Genomic DNA, 24,762 nt, shown 5'->3' on the forward strand with positions numbered 1-24,762 from the left:
GTGAGCGCGCGCACAGAGCGAGGCCAACGCAGTCTGACCGGCTCCATTCTGGAGCGCAGTCCGCGCGTGGTCGTGTTTCATCCCGACGACGACGACGGTCTCACGCTGACGAACCATCTGCGGCGCATGGGCTTTCAGGTCGAACGATGCTGGCCGCCGCTCGACACCTTGCCCGACAGAACGGATCTCGTGTTTCGCGCGCTGCTGCCCGAGGAACGCGCGCCGAAGGACGAATGGTGCGGGCCGGATGCGCCGCCCGTCATTTGCGTGGTCGCGTATGAAAATCCGACCTTCATCGATCAGGCGATCAAGCTCGGGTCGGATGGCATCGTGACGACGCCGATACGCGCATCGGGTTTGCTGTCGACGGTCGTGATGGCGCTGTATCACGCGAAGCGCACGCGTCAGCATATCCAGCGTATCGCCAAGCTCGAACAGAAGCTGCTCGACAGCCGGCACCTTCAGGAAGCGAAGGGCATCCTCATGACGATGCATCAGGTGAACGAACACGAAGCGTACGACATGCTGCGCGCACAGGCGATGGAAAAGCGCGTGACCATCGACGATATCTGTCATTCGGTGATTCAGGCGGGCGAGGTGTTGCAGATCAAGCGAGGCATCGTGCCCGACGGCAGCCGCGACGACGAATGATCCTTTAAACGATTCAAAGGAGTGGCGAACATGGACTTGCAGCTCAAGGGTTTGAAGGCGATCGTGACGGGCGGGACCAAAGGCATCGGGCTTGCCATTGCGCAGACGCTTGCGAAGGAGGGCGCGGACGTGGCCATTTGCGCGCGCGACGAAGCGAGCGTCAAGTCGACCGCCACTTCGCTTGCGGGTTTGAGCGGCGCTCGCGCGACGGGGGCGGCTGTCGATGTATCGAACGGAAAAACCCTTAAATCATGGGTCGAAAGCGTGGCGGCGGAGTGGGGCGGGCTCGATATCGTGGTTGCGAATGTGAGCGCGCTTGCAATCGGCAACGACATCGAATCGTGGCGCAAGGAGTTCGAGACGGACCTGCTCGGCACGGTCAATCTTGTCGATGCCGCCATGCCGTATCTCGAAGCGAGCGAGGCGGCATCCATCGTCGCGATATCGAGCGTCTCGGCGCGCGAGATCGATTTTGCCGCCGGTCCCTATGGCGTGTTCAAGGCCGCTTTGGTCCATTACGTACAGGGTCTCGCGAATCAACTCGCGTCCAAAGGCATACGCGCGAACACGGTATCGCCGGGCAATGTCTATTTTGAAGGCGGCGTATGGGACTGGATCGAACATAACGATGCCGCATTGTTCGAACGCGCGCTTGCGCTGAACCCCACCGGACGAATGGCGAAGCCGCAGGAGATCGCGAATGCCGTCGCGTTCATCGCGAGTCCGGCGGCGAGTTTTGTAAGTGGCGCGAACTTCGTCGTCGATGGAGCCTTAACGCGCGGCGTACAGCTTTAACAAGCGGCAAGCGCAAAGACTACGCGTGCAAAAGCGAAGCGCCGAAAACGAAAAATAGCGCGGGAAAACCACTAGCCCGCTAAGCGCGCATTCGCTTTGACCTTCTTTCGAAACGAAACTAGACTCTTACGGAACAAAAGATACTTTCGGTCCGCGATCGATGCTCACCAATAAGAGCTCCCTGAAGCGCCGCTTGCAAATTGTCGAGCTCGTGCGCAAACGCGGGGAAGTATCCGTGGAAGAGTTGAGTCAGGCGTTCGACGTATCGAGTGTCACCATTCGCAGTGATCTGACTTATCTCGAACAGCAACGCTATCTGTTGCGCTCTTTCGGCAAGGCGCGTTATCTCGCGCAAAAGAAAGGCGACGACATGCTCGTCCCCGCATCGGACGGCACGACGCGCAAGTCGTCGGAGACGATGATCGCGCGCTTCGCCGCCGAGCGCGTCGGTGATGACGAAGCGCTGATGCTCGGCGCCGGAGAGATCATTCATAAGGTCGTACCGTTTTTGTCGGACCGAAGCAATCTGTCGCTGCTGGTGCAGGACATCGGCATTGCGCAGACGGTACAGCGTTTCATGCATTGCGAGTTGTTGCTGACGGGCGGTCAGCTCGAATACGGCACGACGGCGTTGACGGGACCGGATGCCGAGGCATCGCTCGCGCGGCGTCCGATCGACGTATGTTTGTTGCAGGCGTGCGGGCTCGATCGCGCGGGCAATCTGTTCGCGGCGGATCATGCGCTCGCTCGCGTCGCGCACGCTGCGGCGCAGGCGGCCACGCGTACTATCGTCGTTGCGTATCAGCCGCTGCTCGATGAACGCAGCGGTGAAGTGTTCGCGAGCGTGCACGATATCGACACGCTTTTGATCGACGACGGCATCGATCCACCGACGCTCGATGCAGTGTCGCGTAACGGTTTGCATCTGCAAAGAAGAGACAACGGCATTCTCGAGTTTCGCCGCAACGGTTCATAAGAAGCCGAGGCCTGCATGACAGCGTCGCTGATCTGGATGTTATTTATATCGATGTCCTAATTAAATTCGCCATGGCTAAAACCGCAGGCTACATCGTGACGATGGGCGAGATCCTCGTCGAGATACTGGCCACCGAAATCGGACAATCGTTTCGTCGGCCCGGCATGCTGATGGGTCCGTATGCGAGCGGCGCGCCCGCTATTTTCATCGATCAGGTGGCGAAATGCGGTAGCCGCTGCGCGATCATCGGCTGTGTTGGCGATGACGATTTCGGCGCGCTCAACATCGAACGGCTAAAGGCGGACGGCGTCGATGTGTCGGGCATCTCGGTCATCAAAGCGGCGACCACGGGCAGCGCATTCGTGACGTATCGCGATGACGGCGACCGCGATTTCATCTACAACATCGCGAACAGCGCGTCGGGTCATTTGTCGGTCGGCGAAATTCGCGAGCCTTTGCTGAAAGAGTGCCGGCACTTTCACGTCATGGGCTCGTCGCTGTTTTCGTTTCGCATTATCGAGGCGATGAAGAAGGTGATCGAGAGCGTGAAGGCAAGCGGCGGCACGGTCAGCTTCGATCCGAACATTCGCAAGGAGATGCTGCGCATTCCCGAAATGCGCGAGGCGCTCGACTTCATCCTCGACTACACCGATGTCTTTCTGCCCAGCGGTCATGAAGTAATGCTGCTGGCGAGCGCCAGCACCGAAGAGGGCGCGGTCGCCGAGTTGCTTGCGCGCGGTGTGCGAGAGATCGTCATCAAGCGCGGCAAGCAAGGTTGCAGCTATTACGATGGCACGAACGAGCGTCACTTTCCCGCGCTGAACGTAACCGAAGTCGATCCCACCGGCGCGGGCGACTGCTTTGGCGGCACGTATATCGCATGTCGCGCGCAAGGCTTCTCGCTCGACGACGCCCTCAAATACGGAGGCGCGGCGGGCGCTCGCGCGGTCACGTATCGCGGACCGATGGAAGGCACGGCCACGCTCGCGGAACTCGATGCATTCATTGCGGAGCGCACGGAGGCGGGCCATGACTGACATCGTCACGCGTTTGAGCGGCGATGCGAACGCCGCGCGGCGTCTCAAGGGCATCTATTCGATTTGCTCGGCGCATCCGTGGGTCATCGAAGCAGGCATGATGCAGGCGCTCGATGACGATACGCCCTTGCTCATTGAGTCGACATCGAATCAGGTCGATCAATACGGCGGCTACACCGGCATGAAGCCCGCGGATTTCGTGCGCTTCGTTCTCGGGCTCGCGGAACGCATGGGCTTTCCGCACGAGCGTCTGATACTCGGCGGCGATCATCTCGGCCCGAATGCGTGGCGCGATTTGCCGGGCAGCGAAGCGATGCAACGCGCAGACGCGCTGATCGACGCTTATGTCGCAGCAGGCTTTCGCAAGATTCATCTCGATGCAAGCATGCGCTGCGCCGACGACCCGCCGCGCCTGTCCGACGAAATCGTGGCGGAACGCGCCGCGCGTCTGTGTGCGGTTGCGGAAGCGGCGGCTGCGCGCGTGGGTCTTGGCGATCGTCCGGTTTATGTGATCGGCACCGAAGTGCCCGTGCCCGGCGGCGCTTCTGATGAACTCGCGTCCGTCGAAGTGACGCATGCGAGCGCGGCGCTCGAAACGGTCGCGGTGCATCGGCGTGCGTGGCAAACGCACGGTCTCGAAGCGGCGTGGGAACGTGTGGTTGGTCTCGTCGTGCAACCGGGCGTCGAGTTCGATCATACGAAGGTCGTCGACTACGATGCCGCGCGTGCAAGCGGTCTGTCCGATGTGCTCGCGAAGCTGCCCGGCATGGTCTTCGAAGCGCATTCGACCGACTATCAAACCCCCGAGGCACTGGCCGCGCTCGTGAACGACGGCTTCGCCATTTTGAAAGTCGGGCCCGGCACGACGTTCGCGCTGCGTGAAGCGCTGTACGCGCTGGTGGACATCGAAAGCGAACTCATCGCCCCTCAGGCATGTTCGCATCTGCGCGATGTGGTCGAGCGCGTAATGCTCGAACAACCCAACAAATGGAATGCGTACTACCACGGCAGCGAAGATGAACAGCGCCTGTTGCGGACCTATAGCTATAGCGACCGCGTCCGCTATTACTGGACCGATCCCGCGATAAGTGAAGCGACGCGCAAGCTCATCGCCAATCTCTCGGCTATCGGCGTGCGCGAAAACCTCATTAGCCAAACCATGCCGCAGCAATACTGGAAGCTGCGCCGCAACGAGATCGACGCAACGCCCATGAGCCTCATCCATAGCAAGGTTCGCGATGTTATCGGCATGTATGCGGCCGCATGCAGAGCGTAAGCACGCGCCTTGTCCGGTATTCGCTCACCGTTCATCGTGAGGATTCCAACATGTGGGTCTCGTGATTCATGGATGAACGTAAAGCCTGAGTGACCCCCGACAGGGAAAACCCGCTTTGACCGCCTTTCGACCCGAAACTACACTCTTTCACGACAAAAGCAGCTTGCACCGCGAGGCGGCGAGCGCACCGAGGCACCGGAGGCGACAATGAGCAAGCCCACTTTGGCCCCGAAGGAGCGAACGAAGCCGCGTGCCGGGTTCGCTGCGCAACTGCTTCATTCACGCGAGACAGGCATCGTCGGCGCATTGCTGATCATGGTGATCCTCCTGTCGATCTTCGCGCCGGACTTCGCGAGCAAGGGCAATCTGCTCAACGATGCGCGCAATCTCTCGTTCATCGGCATTGTCGTGCTCGGGCAGGCGATGGTGATGATCACGGGCGGCATCGATCTTTCGGTGGGCAGCGTCTGGGGTCTGGCGGCAGTCGCGTCCGCTGCGATGATGCAGGCGGGCATGGGCGTCGTTCCCGCATGCGCGCTCACGCTGGTCATCTGCGGCGTGGTCGGTCTCTTCAACGGCTTCTGCGTGACCAAGCTGCGCATGCTGCCCTTCGTGCCGACACTCGCGACGATGAGTATCGCGCGCGCGCTCGCACTCGTCATTACGCGCGGCAAGGCTATCGACGGTTTTCGTCCCGATGGCGATGCGTTCTTCGCGCTCGGCGGCGGCGATATCTTCGATCTGCCCGTGCCGTTCATCATCTTCGTCGTGCTCGCGATCATCGTTGCGATCGTATTGAAGCGCACCGTGTATGGCCGCCAGCTTTATGCAATCGGCGGCAACGAGCGCGCGGCCACGCTCACGGGCCTGAATGTCGATCGCCTGAAGATGAGCGTCTATGTGAGCTCGTCGGTGCTCGCGGGTCTCGCGGGCATCATCGAAGTCAGTTATCTCTCGTCCGCGATTTCCAATCAGGGCCTCGGCAAGGAACTCTCCGTTATCGCGGCGGCGGTGATCGGCGGCACGGCGTTGTCCGGCGGCGAAGGCACGGTGATCGGCGTATTCGTCGGCACGGTGATACTCGAAGTGCTGCGCAACGGCCTCGTGCTGCTCGGCACGGACGCTTACTGGCAAGGTGTGTTCGTCGGTTCCGTCATCGTGCTTGCGGTGTTTATCGATCAGCTCAGAAAGGGCGTCTGGCGACGTCGCTGAGCGCCATGCATGCCTTATGTGCCCTATGCCTCATGCTTGACCACAACAACCTTGAACGACTCCAGGAGACAACCATGACACGCACCCTGCTCAGCGTCGTAGCCGCCACGCTCCTTCTCGGGATCGGCATTGCAGAGGCACAGGCCGCGGACAAGAAAGTGTTCGCCGTCGTGCCGAAGGCGCTCGGCGTCGCCTTTTATGCCGATGCGGAAAAGGGCTGCAAGGAAGAAGCGGCGAAGATCGGCGCCGAGTGTCTGTTCACCGGCCCGGCACAGCTCGACGATGCGGAGCAAGGGCGTATCGTGCGCGATCTGATCACGAAGAAAGTGGCGGGCATCGCGATCGCGCCGAACAATGCGGACTCGATCAGCGGCGTTATCAGCGCGGCATTGGCGAAGAACATTCCGGTCGTCACGTTCGATTCCGACGCGCCCAAGTCCAAGCGCATCGCGTTTATCGGCACCAACAACGAAGCGGGCGGCGAAGCAGCGGGCGAAGCTTTCGCGAAAGCGTTGCCCAAGGGCGGCACATACGCGATTCTCACGGGCGGCTTGTCGGCTGCGAATCTGAACGAACGTATCAAGGGCTTCAAGTCGAAACTCAACGGCAGCTTCAAGGAAGTGTCGGGCTCGCCCTTCGCCTGCAATGACGATTCGAGCACGGGCGTGCAGTTGATTCAGGACATGCTCGCGAAGAACCCGAATCTCGACGGCATCTTCTTCGCGGGCGGCTGGCCGATGTTCGCGCCCGAAGCCTATATCCGCGCCGTCAAGAACAAGGCCGCCGATATCAAGTCCGGCAAGTTCGTGATCGTGTCGTTCGATACCTTGCCTTCGCAGATCAAGCTGCTGAAGGAAGGTTATGCGACCACGCTGATCGGCCAGCGTCCGCTCACGATGGGCACCGAGTCGATCAAGCAACTCGATTCGCTCTCGAAGGGCGGCAAGGTTCCGCCGGTCACGGATACGGGCGTGGATATCGTCAACTCGTCGAACGTCGACAAGTTCGTCGGCGGCAAATAAAACCCGTGCGGGAGCGGTCCCGCACTTCTTCCGCGAAGAGTCCTGCCATGAGCGTGCTTTTGAGCGTCGAGCAGATCACGAAGACTTATCCGGGCGTAAAAGCGCTGCAGGAAGTCTCCTTCAACGTGGAAGCGGGGACCGTGCACGCGGTCATGGGCGAGAACGGCGCGGGCAAGTCGACGTTGATGCAGGTGATCGCGGGCGCGCACGCGCCGACATCGGGCCGCCTGATCTTCGACGGTCAGGAAGTCTCGTTCTCGAGCACGCGCGATGCCGCGCAGAAGGGCATCTCGATCGTCTTTCAGGAGTTGATGCTCGCGTCGAACATGACGATCGCGGAGAACATCTTTCTCGGTGCGGAGCCACGCGCGGCGCATGTGTTTGTCGATCGCGGGCAGTTGCTCGAACGCGCGCGCGAGGCGATGCAACGGCTGGGCATCGCGCAACATCCCGACACGCGTCTCGGCGATCTGACAATCGCGCAGCAACAGTTGATCGAGATTTGTAAGGCGCTGATTCACGAGCCGCGTTTGCTGATTCTGGACGAACCGACGTCGAGTCTCTCCGAAGCGGATTCGCTGACGCTCTTCAAAGTGGTTCATGAACTGCGTGCGCGCGGCGTCACGATCCTCTATATCTCGCATCGCATGCGCGAGGTGTTCGACAATTGCGATGCCGTCACGGTGCTTCGCGACGGCAAGCACGTGCGCACCGCGCGCCTGACCGATACATCGCCCGATGAAGTCGTGCGCCTGATGGTCGGCCGCGATCTCGCGGAAGTGAAGCGCATTCGTCCCGAGCATGAGCATGCGCCTGTCGTGCTGAACGTGAAGGGACTGGGCGATGACGAACGTTATCGCGATGTGTCGTTCTCGCTGCGTCGCGGTGAAATCGTCGGCCTGGCGGGGCTGATCGGCGCGGGCCGTTCCGAAGTCGCGATGGGCATATTCGGTGCGCCGCCGCCGAAGCATGGCACGGTGGAGATCGAAGGCAAGCTCGTCAAGATCGCGAAGCCGCGCGATGCGATGAAACTCGGCATCGGGCTCGTGCCTGAAGATCGCAAGGACCAGGGGCTCGTGCTCGGCATGTCGGTGGGCAGCAACCTGTCGCTTGCGGCACTTGGGCTCGGACGCTTGTCGTCGGCGAGCTTCATTCGGCCGCTGCAGGAAGCGCGCATGATCGACAGCTATGTCGGCCGCTTCAAGATCAAGACGCCGACCGTCGAGCAACTCGTTGGCCTGCTGAGCGGCGGCAATCAGCAGAAGGTCGTGCTGGCAAAGTGGCTCGCATCGAAGCCGCGCGTGCTGATCGTCGACGAACCGACGCGCGGCGTGGATGTCGGCACGAAAGCGGAAATCTACGCGCTGATGCGCGAACTGGCCCGCGATGGCCTCGCAATTCTCGTGATATCGAGCGATCTGCCCGAGATACTCACGATCTCGGATCGCATTCTCGTGATGCGCGCGGGACAGCTCGCGGGCGAAGTCAGTTTCGACGATGCTTCCGAGGAGCGCATCATGTCGCTCGCCGCGCTTGAGCATGCGGACCCTTCGCATCCTGAAGTCAAGCCGACGGGATTCGTCTCTTAGGCTTCGAATCTCCTGTGCGATATTTCCGTTCGATACGTTCGTCATCCTTATCAATGGAGCAGCGATGAACAAAGTAGGCATGTTCTATACATACTGGTCGACTGAATGGCTCGTGGATTTTCCGGCTGTGGCGAAGCGCATCTCGGGACTGGGTTTCGACATGATGGAGATATCGCTCTCCGAGTTCCATAACTTGCCCGATGCGAAGAAGCGCGAACTAAAGACCGTCGCCGACGATCTCGGTTTGACGGTGATGTGCTGCATCGGTCTCAAGCCCGAGTACGATTTCGCATCGCCGGAACAGAGCGTGCGCGATGCGGGCACGGAATACGTGAAGCATCTGCTCGACGATTGCCATATGCTCGGCGCACCGGTTTTCGCGGGCCTGACATTCTGCGCGTGGCCGCAATCGCCGCCGCCCGGCATGAAGGACAAGCGTCCATACGTCGAACGCGCGGTGGACAGCGTGCGGCGTGTCATCAAGGTCGCTGAAGGGTACGGCATTATCTACGCGCTGGAAGTGGTGAATCGCTTCGAGCAATGGCTCGCCAACGATGCACGCGAGGCGCTCGCGTTCTGCGATGCAGTCGATAATCCGTGGTGCAAGGTGCAGCTCGATACGTTCCACATGAACATCGAAGAGAACTCGTTTCGCGATGCCATTCTCGCGTGCCGCGGCAGGCTCGGACACTTCCATCTCGGCGAAGCGAACCGCTTGCCGCCGGGCGAAGGCCGTCTGCCGTGGGATGAAATCTTCGGCGCGTTGAAAGAGATCGACTACGACGGCACCATCGTCATGGAGCCGTTCATGCGTCCGGGCGGCTCGGTGAGTCGTGCCGTGGGCGTCTGGCGCGACATGTCGAACGGCGCGACGGATGAACAGATGGACGAACGCGCACGCCGCTCATTGAACTTCGTGCGCGGACATCTCGCGTGACACTCGACGGCGTGTCGATACGGCGTCTGGAACAGGCGCGTCGTTTGCTCGCGATTGCGCAGACGGGCCTGCATTACGCGACCAGCGATTTCGACAAGGAACGCTACGACGAGATCGCCGGTATTGCGCATGCGCAACTCGCCGAGATTTCATCGATGGATGCGCAAGCGGTCGCGCAACTGTTCGCCCTCGAATCCGGCTATGCGAATCCGAAACTCGACGTGCGATGCGCCGTGTTCGACGACACCAGCCGCATTCTGCTCGTGCGCGAACGAGCGGATGGCTTGTGGTCCTTGCCGGGCGGATGGGCCGATGTCGGCGTTTCACCGGCGGCGAATGCAGCGAAGGAAGTGCGTGAGGAAAGCGGTTATAGCGTCGATATCGTTCGGCTGCTCGCCGTGTGGGACATGAATGCGCATGCGCATCCGCCGTCGTTGTTTCATATCTGGAAGCTCGTGTTTCTCGGCCGCATCGTGACGGCGGGCGAACTCGTCGGCGCGGAAACGATCGAGGCCGGCTTCTTCGATATCGATGCATTGCCTGCACTGTCGCTCGGGCGCGTGCTGCCCGAGCAGATCAGGCGGCTCGATGAATTACGCCGCCACGATCGAACGGACTTCGATTGATCGCCTTCAGCGCGGGCCTCATCGTGTGCGGCAGGTTCTTCGGCGTTCGAACCCGTTACGAATCTGCCCGGCGATCAACACGCTGATGATGAGCGACAGATAGCCAAGCAGAAGATCGTGCCGCCATGCCTCGAGGGCGCTTTGATGAACGAGCAAAGTCGCATCGGGCGCGGGCAGTGAATGCCCCTTGGCCTCGATAGCCTGCATCATGCGAATGAAGCCTGCCGCCGAAAGCAGCGGCAGCAGCACGACGAGCGCCAGCAACACGAGCTTCGCACGGCGCGCGAGTCGATGATGACGCAGCCGAAACCAGAGCCCGAGACATCCGTGAATCCAGCCCGGCGCAAGTAGCGCGAGTTGCAGGCCCTGTGTGCCGCTCGTGAGCAGCACGGTGACCACCCGTTCGTAATCCGGCTCGAAGCCATACAAAGAAGAAGCAAGACGCGTTGCGACTGCATGGCGGATGAGCAGCAGCGGCAGGCTAAGGCCCGCGCTCAGGCGAATCCATTCGGCGACCGGCATGGCCCAATGGCGGCGCCCGTAAATCGTGTGCAATGCCAGCGCGAAATGCAGGCAGGCCGCGCCATACAACGCGATCGTGCCGGGGATGCTGCGCCAGAGATGCAGCGCCAGCACGAGCCCGCGCCCTGCAAGTTCGAGTGACCCGATACCGAGTGCATGGTTGATCAGATGCAGAAACAGATAGATCAGCAGGACGAGACCTGACGCAAGCTGCAAGCGGCGCAGGACGGCGTGCACTTGAACGCTCACGCATGTTCACGAACGAACTTCGGAGCCGGCGATACATGGCAAGACATGCTGTCGCGACCGATTCTGCCGTCGAGCACCACCGTCAAACCTGACGCACGGGCCATATCGATGATGTCCATGTCGATCTTCCATTCAGAGTGTCTTGTCTGCAAGACCTTGAACATGCGTTGCTTATTCCGCGACGAGACCCTCGTTCACCTGCCGAATGCACACGCGCAAACGATCGAGTAATCTTGTCCATCACGCGGACGAAGCCCACACGCGCTTACCGTCTGATCAATGCTCGATTACGCACACACGTTGAGTCGCGGATTGGAGGTCCGAAAATGGCCAGGCTGCTATCGGTGAATGTAGGGCTTCCGCGCGACATCGAATGGAAGGGGCGCACCGTGCATACCGGAAGCTGGAAATATCCGCTTCAGGGTCGTTGCATGGCGAAACCCACGGGCCTCGACGGTGACGGCCAGGGCGATCTCGGCGGGCATGGCGGAGAGCAGCGCGCAGTGCTTGCCTATCAGATCGAGTCTTATCGATATTGGCAGGAACGCTTGAGCAGAGAAGCCTTCACGTATGGCCAGTTCAGCGAGAACTTTACGATCGACGGCTTGCCCGACGACGCCGTATGCGTCGGCGACGTGTATAGGATTGGCGGCGCGGTGTTCGAAGTCACGCAACCGCGAGTCACGTGTTATCGCGTCGGCATTCGAATGAACGAGCCGAGGATGGCGGCGCTGCTGACATCGAGCGGGCGCCCGGGATTCTATATGCGCGTGCTCGAGCAAGGTGAGGTCGGCGCGGGTGACGAGATCGTACTGTTGCGTTCAGCGAAGGAACGCATGACGATCGAGCAGATGAACGCGCTGCTATACTCGGCCAATCATCCGCGCGATCAACTCGAACGCGCTTTACGAATCGATGCGCTCTCGCCCGGTTGGCGCGGATCGTTCAAGGCGATGCTCGGCAGCATCGACGCAGGCGTGACGAGCGGTAACGCGGGGCTCGCACAGGCCGCCACGTCGAACGCCGCGCCTGCCGGCTTTCGGAAACTTCAGGTGACGGCCATCGAACGCGAGTCCGCGGACGTTCTTTCCTTCGTGTTCGAAGCAACGGATAACGAGCCTTTGCCGCTGCCGCGTCCGGGCCAATACGTCGTGTTGAAGATCAATCGAACGAGCGGCGAGCCGCCCTTGTTCAGAAGCTATTCGCTGTCCGGTGCGCCGTCGATTCGACAATATCGCATCAGTGTGAAGATCGAGCCGCATGGTGCAGGCGGAAGTCATCTTCGTGATCATGTGCGCGTAGGGGACACGCTAAACGTCAGCGCGCCACGCGGAAGCTTCGTTCTCGAAGAAGGCAAGGGTCCGCTCGTGCTGATGAGTGCGGGAATCGGTGCCACGCCCGTGTTAGCCATGTTGCGCGCGCTTTCGAGCGCAGGGTCGGAGAGGGACGTGTTGTGGCTGTATGCGACACGCGATGGCGAACATCATCCATTTGCCGATGAAGCTCGCAGTTTGCTGCGCACGATGAAGCATGCACGCAGTCATATCTGTTATAGCGCGCCGGGAACGGACGACCGTATCGGCGAACGTTTCGATGCAACCGGACGCATGTCGCGCGCCATTCTCGAAGGCGCAGGCATCGCGAAGGATGCGGATGTCTATATTTGCGGACCCACGCGCTTCATGAACGACATGAAGGATACGCTCGTAGGCATCGGCATGGATGGACGACGCGTTCACATGGAACGCTTCGGTGGCGTCGAGTCGTTGAATCCGGGCATTGTAGACGCGCCGCTGCGCGCGCCGCATTTGCCACGCTGTGCGGCAAGTGAAGGGCCGAACGTGTCCTTCGCGCGCAGTCAAATCACCGTGCACTGGAACGCAGCAACGTACGGCAGTCTGCTCGAACTGGCCGAAGCCTGCGACGTTCCCGTTCGATGGTCATGCCGCACCGGCGTGTGCCATAACTGTGAGAGCGGACTCGTGTCGGGATCGGTCGACTATGATCCCGAACCGCTGGACAAAGCCGCCGATGGCAACGTGCTCATATGCTGCGCGCAACCCAAAGGCGACGTAGTAATCGATCTGTGAGTTGCGACGGTCGCAGTCTTCCTCGCACTACCGCAGTGCCTTGCGCTGACGCATATCCGTGAACGTCATCCAGGTGAGGCAGACGAGCATGAAGGCGGACAAGATCAGCGATGCGCTTAGCCGGCTCACCGCGAGTCCGCCTTCCGCGACCGGCTTGTCGAAGAAGTCGCCGAGCGTGGCGCCGAGCGGGCGCGTCAGCACGAACGCGGCCCAGAACAACAGCGTGCGGGACAACGCATCGAAGAAGTACAACACGGCGACGAGGGCGAGCAAGCCGCCGAAAATGAGCGCGCCGGTTTCGTAGCCGAGGCCCATGCCGCCGCGATCGTTGCCCGCCACCCAGTCGCCGAGCGCGGTGCCCAACGTCTGCGAGAAGAGAATCGTCACCCAGTAGAACCATTCGACGCGGGGCGTCTCGACGCTATTCACCGACACGCTGCCTTCCACGCGATACCACACGGCAAGACTCACGATCAGACACGCGGCCACGATGCTCACGCCGCCCGGATAGCCAATCCCGAGCGAGCGGTCCGCGAAGTCGGCGAGCGTGGTGCCGAGCGTGGTCGTGGCGACGATCGTCGCCCAGTAGAGGAACGCGTGATAGCGCTGTGCCTTGACCTGCGCCATCACGAGGCCGGCGAAGAGCAGCGCGAAGATCGCCGAGCCGATCAGATAGCCGAGGTGCAGCGACATCGAGACCCAGTCGCCGCCGGTTTCGCCGAGTGTCGTTGCCGCGATCTTGACGATCCAGAAAGCGAGCGTGATCGGCGGAACTTTGGATGCGTGGTCAGACAGCGTGAATTCGCGTGACATCAGGAAGCCCTCTTTCATTCAGATGGCCCGACTCTAGCGCGCCGATCCTTAGGTTTTCCTGAAGCGCTGTGCGTATTCTTTAGTGCTCGAACACGCCTGCATGCACCAAACCATCGTATAGGCCCCAATACGACTGTGTACTCGACGCGCTGCATCGTCTGCGCTTTCATTAAATACACGATGCGGTTTAAGTCGAAACGAGCCATACGTGAGGTGGGCGATGAAGAAAGCGATCGTTGTCGCCATCTCGGCGCTTGCAGCGACGACAGCCGCACACGCGCAGACGTCAGTGACGCTTTACGGTTTGATCGACGTCGGACTCATGTACACGAACAACGTCGAGCGGGGCACGTCGCATGGTCCGCTTTATCAGGCGACGAGCGGAGAGATAAACGGATCGCGCTTTGGTTTGCGTGGATCGGAAGATCTGGGCGGCGGGCTGCACGCGATCTTTCTTCTGGAAAACGGCTTTAACGCGCAGAACGGAAAGCTCGGGCAGAACAACCGCTTGTTTGGAAGACAGGCTTATGTCGGCCTTGCAAGCGAACAATTCGGTGCGGTCACGCTAGGCCGTCAATACGACTTCGTGACCGACTTCGTCGCACCGCTCTCCGGAGTAGCGGCGACATTCGGCGATACCGGCTTCGCCCATCCGTTCGACAACGATACCTTCGATCACACTTTGCGCATCAATAACGCGATCAAATTTACTAGCGTCGATTACCACGGCTTGAAGTTCGGCGGCATGTATGGCTTCTCAAACAGCCCCAGCTTTGCCGATAATCGCGCGTACAGCGTCGGGTTGACTTATGCCGTTGGTCATTTGAACGTTGCCGTCGCTTATCTTCAGTTCAACGGATCCGATTCGGCAAGCGGCACGGCAGGCGCGGTGGACCCGGCTGAATCGCCTTCAAATGGTGTCGGTGGATTCGAGATCGGCGCGGACGTGCAGCGCACGGTTGCCGCCGCCGCGAACTACACCTACGGTGCGGCCGTGTTTGGATTCGCGTACTCGCATAGCCAGTTTCAGAACACGCACGCGTTCGGCTCCAACAACGGCACGCTTATCTTCGACAACTACGAAATAAGCGGAAAATACGCCGTCACGCAGACTTTCAATCTCGGCGCGTCGTACACCTATACGGACGGACACCTGACGCAAAGCGCTACCTTCGGTTCGGACCCGAAGTGGAGTCAGATCAATCTTCAGGCGATATATTCGCTATCGAAAAGAACGGACGTTTATGCCGAAGCGATGTATCAGCACGCGATCGGCCACGGCTATGTGGCGTTCGTCAGCAACTCGGGCGGCGCTTCGTCGACGTCTAATCAAGTTGTGGGCACGGTCGGCATGCGGACACGGTTTTGACAGCATCACGCCATGCAACGCCAATGTGATGCGCGGTATTGCCGCAACGTACAAGGGGTGTATTCTTGTATCAAGTCCGCGGAGCGCCGCATCCTGGCTTAGAACCTTATGGCTACCGACCCGATCTCCAGTACCCGCCAAGGGATTCTGGACCAACTGCTCGAACACAAAAGCGGTCTGACGGTCGATGAAATAATCGCGGCGATCGGCCTGAGCAGAACAGCGGTTAATCAACATCTGATTGCCCTGGAGCGCAGAAATTTCATTCGAAAGAGTGCGCCGAGAAAGACCGGAGGACGGCCTGTTCAGACTTATGTGCTGACGCAAGAAGGCACCAATCAATTCCCTAAGCAATATTCTTGGTTCTCAGCCTTGCTCGTGTCCACGCTTCGCAATGAACTGGGTCCAGAGCGGCTTGATCGCTATATGTTCGATCTCGGCATGGCAACTTCGGCAAGCCTGATTCCACGGCTTCTAGGCAAAACGCGTTCCGAGCGGATAACCGAGACGGTCAAGATCATGAACGAGGCGGGCTTTCGCGCTTCGGAAATTGAACCGGAAGGGCTGTCGAAACTGCCCCGCGTCGAATGCACCAATTGCGTCTATCACGATCTCACGCGAGATCACCCCGAGGTTTGCCGTTTCGATATCGGCTTTCTGTCCGGCCTGATGGGAACGGAAGTCGAGCATCAGACGTGCATGCAGCGCGGCGGAGAAGCCTGCCGATTTCGCTTTAAGCCGTTTGCTTAGCCGTTATCTTCTGACGGCAATCATTGCCTTCTATTTCCGCTTGAGCCGGTTTAAGCAAATGCTTGCATAGATCGCCCTTGAGCGGTCGAGCCTTCCTGCATAACGTTTCGCGCGTCCTTCCGACTAAGTTGTAACAGTTCGGCTTTCGACACTTTTGACTATTGTTCGCGATAAAAGCCTTGCCTATTGTGGTGGAACCGACCCACGAATCGTGGCCCGCAATCCCTTCAATGGAGGCTTCAGATGACAATCGACTTCACGATGTCGGCGGCTCAGAAAGCGGTGCAGGTGAAGGCACGCAAATTTGCCGAGTCGGTTCTGGCGCCGTTGCTTGCCGATGCAGAACAGGAACTCGATCTGATCGTCGCACTGGCGAAAAGAAAGCCCGCTTATATCGAAGCATATCGTCTGGGGATTGCCACGGCGATGCTTCCTGCCGCTTATGGTGGAGGAGGACTGTCTTGCCTCGACTTCACCATCGCGACCGAGGAGATATCGGCGGTCGATCCGGGTTTCGCCTGCACGGTGCTATGCAACGGACTCGGTTTGATGCCGGTGATCTGGTACGGCACCGAAACGCAAAAGCGCCGCTTCGTGGGCGCAGCGACTTCAGATCCCAACAAACAATATCTCGCGGCGTGGACCGCAGCCGAGCCGCCCGGCGCGACGAAGGCTGGCGCGCACTTCGATAATCCGCTTTCGGCCGCGGGCATAGGATTGAGCGCGACGCTTCGCGGCGATCACTACATCTTGAAAGGCCGGAAGAAATGGTCATCGGCTGCGGGATGGGACGGCATGGGCGCGGACTCGCAGACGGTCATCGTCCGAACCGGCTCCGAATCCGGCGCGACGAGAGGCTTGTCGGCAATCGTGGTGGAGCGTGGGACGCCGGGCGTCAAATGCAGCTTCGCGGATCACGAGGCGCGTCGGACGACATCGAACGCGATCATCGAATTCGACAATGCCGTCGTTCCGGTCGAGAACTTGCTGCCCGGTACGGAAAGCAATGGAGATCGGGTCGTCAATCGCAATTTCGCATGCTTCGGTCCTGTGGCGGCGATTGCCGCAGCAGGCGTGGCGCGCGCGGCTTATGAAGTCGCACTGCGATTCGCTAAGCGACACACGGGTCATTCGCTTCCATTGATTAGCCGGTTCGACAATGTGGGCTACGTGCTGGGTGAAGTTGCGACGAAGATCGAATCGGCGCGCTATTTTGCATGGCGTGCTGCCGATTATCTCGACAAGCACGATCATCACGGCGAAATCTTTGGCGCGATGTGCAAGATCAATGTCACGGAGACAATGTTCGACTGCGTGTTCAAGTGCATGCAGATCGTAGGCGTGCATAGCAGCGACAGCGAATTCAGTTTCAATCGCCATTTGCATGATGCCGCGCTCTTGCCGATTTACGATGGCGGCAACATGGCGCTACAGCGGCGCCGCGTAAAAGGTGTCCTGGCGCACGAACGATTCAACCCGCGCGCGGCCATGGACGACGAGCCCATCTATTTTCAGAAGCACGCTGAAGCAGCCGGACTGACTGCCGAAATGAACATGTCGGGCACGCAGGCGACATCTTAAGCAAGCGCTCTTTGCAGCAGCAAAGCTCGGCGCGCCGATCAACGATCCAGACTTCAGGCTCCTGCCATGTCGATCGATTTCACCCTGACTACCGCGCAACAAAAGTTGCAGCGCAACGCCCGTGAATTTTCGACGGAAATTCTTCAGCCGCTGGTGAAGAAAGCCGACGAAGAGCGCGACACGCAAAAGGCCTTTGCGTTGATGAAGGGCGCTTACCTGGAGTGTTATAAGCTCGGCTTTGCCACGGGCTTCCTGCCGCGTGAATACGGCGGCGGAGGCATCAGCAATATCGATCTGCAAATCGTCGCCGAAGAAATAACGGCAGTCGATCCCGGATTCGCAACCGTCTTGCTGGTGAACGGCTTGGCGCTCATGCCGCTCGTCTGGTTCGGCTCGGAGGCGCAAAAGAAAAAGTGGCTCGTGCAGGCAACGAGCGATCCGCGCGGTGAATATATCGCCGGATGGACTGTCAGCGAACCGGTCGATGAAGCGGGCGGCACCGCGAACTTCGATCATCCCGAAGCGCGTCCGACAGGCATCGGACTCGTCGCCAAACATGACAAGGGACGCGGCGAATATGTCCTGAACGGCAAGAAGTATTGGCCGTGCAACGCGGGAGGATGGGACCTGAAGGGCGCGGACGTGAACGTCTGCATCGTTCGCACCGATGCTGAGAAGGGCGGGCGCGACGGCCTCAGCGCGATCATCGTGCCGAGAGGAACGGCGGGCGTCAGTTATGGCGAACCCATTTCGAAGATGGGTCATCGCTTGTGCCAAAACAATTCGATGACCTTCAAGGACTGCCGCGTGCCTGAAGAAAACATCTTCGCAGTCGGCGACGGCGATCTCGTCATCAGCAAGGCATTCACGTGGTCGGGACCGGTTGCGGCCATCGCGGCTGTCGGCGTCGCGCGATCGGCTTATGAGTTCGCATTGAACTGGTCGAAGACGCGGCGCGCCGGTGGCGGCGTGCCGTTGATCCGTCATCAGGCGGTGGGCTATATGCTGGCCGATATCGCCATGAAGATCGAAGCGTGCCGCGCATTCTCATGGAAAGCCGCGCATTATCTGGATCTGTTCGATTCGGACGGACATGCCGTCGGCGCCATGGCGAAGGTCTTTTGCGGAGAGACCTTGTTCACGACGGTCTTTAAGGCGCTTCAGGTGATGGGCGTCAACGCACTCGACAAGCAGCATCCAATGGAAAAGTTCTTGCGCGAAGCCGCCGTCTTTCCTCTGTACGACGCGGGGAATATCGGCATGCAGATGCGCAAGATATGGGGCGTCATGCTCGATGATCAATTCGATCCGCGTGCGATTGCCGATTCGCGGCGAATGGATTTTCAGAAGTCGATGGAAAGCGCGGGGGCGTTAGTGCAGTCACCAAGCGAGCGTGCCGCGCGATAGGTTTTGCTATCGCGCGTTCGATTCAAAAATCGATGCGCATGCCGCGAAACGTTTTGTCGTCCGTTGGCTTCTTCTTGCGTGTGCAATTGGACCGGCCGCCGCCGTCGTCGCTTAAGAGATAGAGCTGTTTTGCCGAGCCTATTTCGAACAGACCTTCGGCATGGAAGTCGGGTGGACTGATGTTCTTCCAAAGCACGGGAGCCGCGCCGGGCACGCCGCTCCATTTGTAGATGGCGAACTTCGATGTGGCCGCGCCCGGCTCGCCATCATCGAACGGGCCTGCGACGATAAAGTACTCCGCGCCAATTCGTTCGATGCTGCGAATGCCGCGCCGTCCCAGATCGAGACGTACGAGATCGCCGAAGACCGGTGCTGCGTTCTGTTCGACGACCGCAGCGGGATTCTTGAGCTTCACCACGAAGGCTTCCTGCTTCTTTGCGGAAAGCGGGTTACGAAAGCCGATCAGCAGACCGCCGTCCTCGGTATCGGCGAGTCCTTCTATGTTCAGCCCGCCGGGCTGTTCGGCGCCTCGCGTCGAGGCATCCGTGAGTGTGGCGAAACGTTTGTCCGATGCGAGCGCCTTCAGCAAGCCATCGTAGGGCTTGGCATCAAGCGGCTTGACGGTGGGTGTCGCGCTCGTGGCGTCGATACGTGTAGCGAACAGGCGATGACGCGCAGGCCTCAACTCGCCTTCGCTATTGCGGCTGTGCGACCCGATCCAGTAGATTCGGTCGCCGATTCTGGCGGCGCCTTCGAGGTCGGCTTCCTTCTTGCCGTCGCCATCGCGCAGAACGTCCCGGAGGTCGATCATCGAAACATAGTCGGGCGATTCATAGCGATAGACGAACAGCATGTTCATCTCGTCATCAGCGACAACGAAATAGCCCTTGCCGAGATCGATTCCCGCCGATGCATTGCAAATGCCCCGATACGTCGAGACCGGTTCGGCGAACGCGCGCGGCGCGCAGACGGCAAGCGCGAATGCGAGGCACGTTGTGATGGCAGAGATTCGCCTTTGGATGTCGTTCATTGCATTCGCCTGATCTATGGCTGATCGCCGTTGCTCGAATTACTTCGAAGAGAAGCAGATTATGCGACGACGCGCGTTGCCGTCGAATCGTCCTGCATAATGCCCCGACTTGTCCCTGGAGATTTCGATGCGGCTATCCGAACAAAACGTACTCGTAACCGGCGGCGCGCGTGGCCTCGGCGCGGCAATCAGCGAAGCGCTCGCACGCGAGGGCGCGAGCGTGGTGATCAATTATCGCCGCAGCGAGGCGCAAGCGAAGTCGCTCGCCGAGCGGCTCGGGCCGCGCGTCGTGGCGATTCAGGCTGATATTACCGATGCGGCGTCGGTCGCGCGTCTCTTCGAAGAAGCCCGCGCAGTAAGCGGCGGGCCGGTGCATGCCGTGGTGAACAACGCGCTCGCCGATTTCAGCTTTGACGGCGATGCGCGTCCGAAGCTCGGCGATATCGAATGGACGCGCTTTCAGCAGCAGATCGATGGTGCGCTCAAAGGCGCGCTCAACACGATTCAGGCCGCATTGCCCGCGATGCGTGCGGCAGGCTTCGGCCGCATCGTGAATGTCGGGACCAATCTGTTTCAGAACCCGGTCGTGCCGTATCACGACTACACGGCGGCCAAGGCGGCGTTGCTTGCGTTGACGAGAACCGCATCGAACGATCTCGGGCCGGATGGCATCACGGTGAACATGGTGTCGGGTGGCCTGCTGCGCACCACCGATGCCAGCAGCGCAACGCCCGAAGCCGTGTTCGACATGGTCGCGGGATTCACGCCGTTACGTCGCGTCACGACGCCCGCCGAATTCGCCGATGCGGTGCTGTTCTTCCTCTCGCCTTGGGCGCGCGCGGTGACGGGACAAAACCTCGTCGTCGATGGAGGACTCGTCAAGGGCTGATCGAGGCGACCATCGCTGCGATCGCGTGGTTAAGCGTGGTCGTACCGAATGCGCGTTCGCCGGCATCCGCCTGAACGTCGATGCGACCCGCATTGTGTGCATCGAACAAATCGATGATCAGTTGCGCATGCTGTGCGCTCAAACCCGCGCGCGCAAGCGTAAGCGCCCACTGGTCGCGTGGCGTGGCGAGCGCGGTGACGGCTCGCCCGCTTGCCGTTGCGATAGCCTGCGCGACATCGTTCGCACTCACGCGCGCCGGGCCTTCGACGCTCACGATGCGTGTGCCGCGAGCGTCGAATCCATCACTCAGCAGACGCGCCGAGACGACGCCCACATCGTTCGCCGAGATGGTCGGAAAGCGCTTGTCGAGTGGATCATGAAAGCTCGGCAACACACCGTTCGATAATGCGAGCGGCAACACGCGCAACCAGTTCTGCATATGTTCGGCGGAGCGCAGCAACGTGAGTTTCGTCGATACGTTGCGCAATGCCGCTTCGAAATAATGAAACAACGTCGTGATGCCGATGTTGTCCGCAAGCTCAGCACCGTAATCGGATAGCGCGACGACGTGAGCATCGCGATGACCGGCGAGTGCGCGCGCCGTTATGTCGATGGTTGCGCGCATCGTATCGGCGGGATGAGGATCGTGTTGCGGTAACGGAACGAGGATCTGGATAGCGTGCGCGCCGTCGAGTGCGCGATCGAGCGATGGCGGGTCGCGCAGATCCGCCACCGCCACTTCGCAACCGATGCGTGCCAGCGCAGCACCCTGAGCCGCATCGCGGACAACCGCCCGCACGGGCTGAGACGCGCGCTGCAATTCCATCGCAGTCGTTTGTCCGACCTTGCCTGCCGCACCGAAAATCACGTACATGTTTCGACTCCCATCTTGTCTTTGAACATCGCTAGCGTATTGCGGCGGTCAAACGATGTCGCGCACGAATGGATGGTCGCGAGCAAGAACGGATGATCGTGCACCGTGGCGGCCGATGCGGGCGAAGCGCGAACAATCGATGCATAATGCGCAAAAACCGCTTCTACGAAGGTGCGAACCGTGAATGCGACCGACCCTGTGGTGAGACTTCACGCCGGTGCGCGCGAGCGCCTGCATTCGAGCGAACATTTGGGCTGGTCGGGCTTCGAAGCGGAGCTGGTCGGCATCGCGGCGGGCGTGCATCGTGTTCCGGCCATGCTTGAACATCGCGTCGGCGTGCATGTCGGCCCGCCGGTGACCGCGCATTGTCATTGCGATGGACGCAACTTGTCGCGCGTGCAATCTCACGGCGACGCCGACGTGATCCCGGCAGGCCTCGATGGTCAATGGTCCGACGACGCCGACTGCACGATCCTGCGCATCTCCTTCACCGACGAATTCGCGCGACGCACGCTGTCGCAGCTTGGCGGGCGTCACGCGCATGCGGACATCGCGCCGCGCTTTCAATGGCGCGATCCGCGCTTTCAACATCTGGCGTGGGCTCTGCGCGCGGAACTCGAAGCTGCGCACGCATCCGATGCACTTTACGCGGAGAGTCTCTGCATTGCGATGATCGTGCGTCTCGCAGAAGCCGAGACCACGCTAGACGCCAAAGCCGCCAAAGGCGTGTTGACGCGCGGCATAGCGATGCGCGTGATCGACCATATTCACGCGCATCTCGATACGCGCTTGACCCTTACCGAACTCGCTCATGTCGCAGGGCTTAGCGTGCCGCATTTCAAGGTGCTGTTTCGCGAAACGTTCGATATGCCGGTGCATCGCTATGTCGTGGAGAAGCGCATCGAGCGTGCAAAGATGCTGCTGTTGCAAGGCCGTTTGCCTATCAGCAGAATCGCGCTGGATTGCGGCTTTGCGCATGCAAGCCATATGGCGCACTGGATGAAGCGCACGATCGGCATGACGCCGGGCGATATCGTCCGCAATTCCCGTTGAACCCGCCAATGCGCTGATGGCATACGTGCTATGCCACGCTGCCCTCTGTTCAGCCGCTCCGGCGAACCCCATCCTTCTCCCCGGCATGCCGCAACGCGCTTCATAAATAGCGCGTTCGACCGGCACCGTTCATTTCAATCGGAGAATCATCATGGGTAAGCTTCAGGGCAAGGTCGCGGTCATTACGGGCGGAAGCAGCGGCATCGGGCTTGCGACGGCGGCGAGGTTCGTCGCGGAAGGCGCTTATGTGTTCATCACAGGACGACGTCAGGCCGAACTCGATAGGGCCAAGGCCATCATCGGATCGAACGTGACGGCTGTTCAGGGCGATATCGCGAACCTCGACGATCTCGATCGTCTCTATGAAATCGTGCGGCGCGAGAAAGGCGGGCTGGATATCATTGTCGCCAGTGCGGGCTATGTCGAGGTATTGCCCACCGAGTCGGTAACGCCCGAACATTTCGACAAGACTTTCGGCATCAACGCGCGCGGCACGTATTTCACGGTGCAAAAGGCGCTGCCGCTCTTGCGCGATGGCGGCTCGGTCGTGCTCGTGGCGTCCGGTATGCATATCAAAGGCTTTCCGGCCTATGGTGTCTATGCGGCCACGAAAGCGGCCATCCGTTCCTTCACGCGCACGTGGGCCGCGGAATTCAAGAGTCGCGGCATTCGCGTGAATACGTTGAGTCCGGGGCTGATCGAGACGCCGATCATCGACGGGCAGTTCGATTCGAAAGAAGAAGCGGATGGCGCACGCGCGATGTTCAAGCAAATCACGCCGCTCGGCCGCATTGGCCGCGCCGATGAAATGGCCGCGGCGGCGCTGTTTCTTGCGTCGGACGAGAGCAGCTATAGCACGGGCATCGACCTGATCGCGGATGGCGGCATCACGCAGCTATAAACTGCGCGGTATGCCCGGCGTCTTGCTTCGCCGTATGCGTTAGGGCGTGTCGAAACGTCGGAGGAAAGGGACCGTGGACCGTATAGATGTCATGCGACTTTTTATCCGCGTTGCCGACACCGGCAATTTTTCGAAGGCCGCGCGCGCCGCCGGCATCAGCCAGCCGACGGCCAGCAAAACCATCGCCGGCCTCGAAGCGCGGCTCGGCGCACAACTCTTGCGCCGCAGCTCGCGAGGCCTCAGTCTCACCGATGCGGGGCAGAGCTTCTACGAAGGCGCAGTCGAGATCGTCGAGAATGTCGATGAGGTCGAATCGCGCGTTGGCAACGGTGAAGCGTCGCCGTCCGGCGTGGTGCGCGTTGCCTTGTCGCCGGCATTCGGCCGCATGCGCATTCTTCCGCACATGGCGCAGTTCAGCGCGCGTTATCCCGATGTCTGCATCGAATTCACGGTGGCGCAGCGCTATATCAATCTGATCGAAGAGGGGATCGATGTCGCCATACGCATCGGTCCGCTCAACGACTCCACGCAGATCGCACGACGCATCGGCAGCACCGAATATCTCACCGTGACGTCCCCCGCGTATGCCGATCGCGCGGGCATACCGCAGACGGTGGACGATCTGGCCGATCACGATTGCATCGCGCTCATGTCCCGCGACGTTCCGCGTGCATGGCCGTTTCTCGGGCCTGCCGGGCCGATAGAACATATCCCGCAAGGACCCGTGAGGAGCAACGACGCCGAGTATGTCCGTGCCGCGGTGATCGCGGGGCTAGGCATCGGGCATAACGCGAGCTGGCTGTATGCGCGCGATGTCGATGAAGGCAGGCTCGTCGCGCTTCTCGAACCTTATCGGCCTGCGGCGTTTCCAATTCATGCAGTCTGGCCCGGAAGCCGCCGGCTGCCGGGCAGAACGCGCGTGTTCATCGAATTTCTGGCGGAGCTGTTTGCCGCCGATCCTCTTCTCATGATTCGCTGACTTCGCTCGCGAACGCACGCGGCGCGGCGGGCTTGTCGTCATCTATTCGACGGCTGCATACGTCGTATGCTCCCGTGCCCTCTACCGCGCGCATCCATGCGGGACTATCTTGTCTTCAAGGCGTCGCGAATCAT

24 protein-coding genes are annotated in these 24,762 nt (G+C 60.3%); 19 read left to right on the top strand and 5 right to left on the bottom strand.

What is annotated here, in order from left to right; genetic code table 11:
- The 10 genes from BRPE64_RS21875 (at position 1) to BRPE64_RS21920 (ending at position 10,121) form a co-directional block, all read left to right on the top strand.
- Positions 1–651 carry an ANTAR domain-containing response regulator gene (locus BRPE64_RS21875; protein ID WP_016347038.1) on the top strand — a complete coding sequence of 217 codons (651 nt, stop codon included), beginning with the start codon at positions 1–3 and terminating at the stop codon, positions 649–651.
- Positions 652–681: 30 nt separating this feature from the next.
- The gene (locus BRPE64_RS21880; protein ID WP_044042846.1) at positions 682–1,446 is read left to right on the top strand and encodes an SDR family NAD(P)-dependent oxidoreductase; all 765 of its coding nucleotides are present in this window, start codon (positions 682–684) and stop codon (positions 1,444–1,446) included.
- Between the two features lie 193 nt (positions 1,447–1,639).
- A complete protein-coding gene (locus BRPE64_RS21885) occupies positions 1,640–2,422 on the top strand; it encodes a DeoR/GlpR family DNA-binding transcription regulator (protein WP_232519295.1) in 783 nt (260 codons plus the stop codon).
- A gap of 71 nt (positions 2,423–2,493) precedes the next feature.
- Positions 2,494–3,459, top strand: a complete 966-nt coding sequence (locus BRPE64_RS21890; RefSeq protein ID WP_016347041.1) for a tagatose kinase — start codon at positions 2,494–2,496, stop codon at positions 3,457–3,459.
- Entirely contained in the window at positions 3,452–4,735 is a 1,284-nt protein-coding gene (locus BRPE64_RS21895) for a D-tagatose-bisphosphate aldolase, class II, non-catalytic subunit (RefSeq protein WP_016347042.1), read from the top strand. The genes BRPE64_RS21890 and BRPE64_RS21895 overlap by 8 nt, the downstream gene beginning before the upstream one ends.
- Before the next feature lie 207 nt (positions 4,736–4,942).
- Entirely contained in the window at positions 4,943–5,947 is a 1,005-nt protein-coding gene (locus BRPE64_RS21900; protein ID WP_069915718.1) for an ABC transporter permease, read from the top strand.
- Positions 5,948–6,021: 74 nt separating this feature from the next.
- Positions 6,022–6,969 (top strand): sugar-binding protein, encoded by a 948-nt coding sequence (locus BRPE64_RS21905; RefSeq protein WP_044042847.1) that lies wholly within the window; start codon positions 6,022–6,024, stop codon positions 6,967–6,969.
- A gap of 47 nt (positions 6,970–7,016) precedes the next feature.
- Entirely contained in the window at positions 7,017–8,558 is a 1,542-nt protein-coding gene (locus BRPE64_RS21910) for a sugar ABC transporter ATP-binding protein (RefSeq protein ID WP_016347045.1), read from the top strand.
- 64 nt (positions 8,559–8,622) lie between these two features.
- A complete protein-coding gene (locus BRPE64_RS21915) occupies positions 8,623–9,495 on the top strand; it encodes a D-psicose 3-epimerase (RefSeq protein WP_016347046.1) in 873 nt (290 codons plus the stop codon).
- A complete protein-coding gene (locus tag BRPE64_RS21920) occupies positions 9,492–10,121 on the top strand; it encodes an NUDIX hydrolase (RefSeq protein WP_016347047.1) in 630 nt (209 codons plus the stop codon). The genes BRPE64_RS21915 and BRPE64_RS21920 overlap by 4 nt, the downstream gene beginning before the upstream one ends.
- A gap of 18 nt (positions 10,122–10,139) precedes the next feature.
- On the opposite strand, the gene BRPE64_RS21925 is transcribed toward BRPE64_RS21920, so the two are convergent.
- Entirely contained in the window at positions 10,140–10,880 is a 741-nt protein-coding gene (locus BRPE64_RS21925; RefSeq protein WP_016347048.1) for a hypothetical protein, read from the bottom strand.
- Positions 10,881–10,888: 8 nt separating this feature from the next.
- On the bottom strand, positions 10,889–11,011 hold the full coding sequence (locus BRPE64_RS33950; protein ID WP_269765231.1) for a hypothetical protein: 123 nt from the start codon (positions 11,009–11,011) through the stop codon (positions 10,889–10,891).
- 207 nt (positions 11,012–11,218) lie between these two features.
- Between BRPE64_RS33950 and BRPE64_RS21935 the strand changes: the two genes are divergently transcribed.
- Positions 11,219–12,982, top strand: a complete 1,764-nt coding sequence (locus BRPE64_RS21935) for an MOSC and FAD-binding oxidoreductase domain-containing protein (protein WP_016347050.1) — start codon at positions 11,219–11,221, stop codon at positions 12,980–12,982.
- Positions 12,983–13,009: 27 nt separating this feature from the next.
- On the opposite strand, the gene BRPE64_RS21940 is transcribed toward BRPE64_RS21935, so the two are convergent.
- Positions 13,010–13,795: a COG4705 family protein gene (locus BRPE64_RS21940; protein WP_232519296.1), complete on the bottom strand. Its 786-nt coding sequence runs from the start codon at positions 13,793–13,795 to the stop codon at positions 13,010–13,012.
- Between the two features lie 220 nt (positions 13,796–14,015).
- Between BRPE64_RS21940 and BRPE64_RS21945 the strand changes: the two genes are divergently transcribed.
- The 4 genes from BRPE64_RS21945 to BRPE64_RS21960 all read left to right on the top strand — a co-directional run bounded on the left by BRPE64_RS21945 (position 14,016) and on the right by BRPE64_RS21960 (position 18,902).
- Positions 14,016–15,164 (top strand): porin, encoded by a 1,149-nt coding sequence (locus BRPE64_RS21945; RefSeq protein WP_016347052.1) that lies wholly within the window; start codon positions 14,016–14,018, stop codon positions 15,162–15,164.
- Between the two features lie 108 nt (positions 15,165–15,272).
- Positions 15,273–15,914: a helix-turn-helix transcriptional regulator gene (locus tag BRPE64_RS21950; protein WP_016347053.1), complete on the top strand. Its 642-nt coding sequence runs from the start codon at positions 15,273–15,275 to the stop codon at positions 15,912–15,914.
- A 243-nt stretch (positions 15,915–16,157) separates the two neighbouring features.
- Entirely contained in the window at positions 16,158–17,495 is a 1,338-nt protein-coding gene (locus BRPE64_RS21955; RefSeq protein WP_016347054.1) for an acyl-CoA dehydrogenase family protein, read from the top strand.
- Positions 17,496–17,561: 66 nt separating this feature from the next.
- Positions 17,562–18,902, top strand: coding sequence for an acyl-CoA dehydrogenase family protein (locus BRPE64_RS21960; RefSeq protein WP_016347055.1), 1,341 nt, complete (start codon positions 17,562–17,564; stop codon positions 18,900–18,902).
- Between the two features lie 22 nt (positions 18,903–18,924).
- On the opposite strand, the gene BRPE64_RS21965 is transcribed toward BRPE64_RS21960, so the two are convergent.
- Entirely contained in the window at positions 18,925–19,932 is a 1,008-nt protein-coding gene (locus BRPE64_RS21965; RefSeq protein WP_016347056.1) for a DUF3616 domain-containing protein, read from the bottom strand.
- 127 nt (positions 19,933–20,059) lie between these two features.
- Here BRPE64_RS21965 and BRPE64_RS21970 point away from each other — a divergent pair, with 127 nt between their 5' ends.
- Entirely contained in the window at positions 20,060–20,821 is a 762-nt protein-coding gene (locus BRPE64_RS21970) for a 3-oxoacyl-ACP reductase (RefSeq protein WP_016347057.1), read from the top strand.
- Here the strand turns inward: BRPE64_RS21970 and BRPE64_RS21975 are convergent.
- Positions 20,811–21,695, bottom strand: coding sequence for an NmrA family NAD(P)-binding protein (locus tag BRPE64_RS21975; RefSeq protein WP_016347058.1), 885 nt, complete (start codon positions 21,693–21,695; stop codon positions 20,811–20,813). The two genes, BRPE64_RS21970 and BRPE64_RS21975, sit on opposite strands and share 11 nt — an antisense overlap.
- 180 nt (positions 21,696–21,875) lie before the next feature.
- On the opposite strand from BRPE64_RS21975, the gene BRPE64_RS21980 reads away from it, so the two are divergent.
- The 3 genes from BRPE64_RS21980 (at position 21,876) to BRPE64_RS21990 (ending at position 24,628) form a co-directional block, all read left to right on the top strand.
- On the top strand, positions 21,876–22,748 hold the full coding sequence (locus tag BRPE64_RS21980; protein ID WP_044043042.1) for an AraC family transcriptional regulator: 873 nt from the start codon (positions 21,876–21,878) through the stop codon (positions 22,746–22,748).
- 151 nt (positions 22,749–22,899) lie between these two features.
- Positions 22,900–23,649 (top strand): SDR family NAD(P)-dependent oxidoreductase, encoded by a 750-nt coding sequence (locus BRPE64_RS21985; protein WP_016347061.1) that lies wholly within the window; start codon positions 22,900–22,902, stop codon positions 23,647–23,649.
- Positions 23,650–23,722: 73 nt separating this feature from the next.
- A complete protein-coding gene (locus tag BRPE64_RS21990) occupies positions 23,723–24,628 on the top strand; it encodes a LysR family transcriptional regulator (protein ID WP_044042850.1) in 906 nt (301 codons plus the stop codon).
- Positions 24,629–24,762 lie beyond the last annotated feature (134 nt).

The organism is Caballeronia insecticola (genome assembly GCF_000402035.1).
Classification (GTDB): domain Bacteria; phylum Pseudomonadota; class Gammaproteobacteria; order Burkholderiales; family Burkholderiaceae; genus Caballeronia; species Caballeronia insecticola.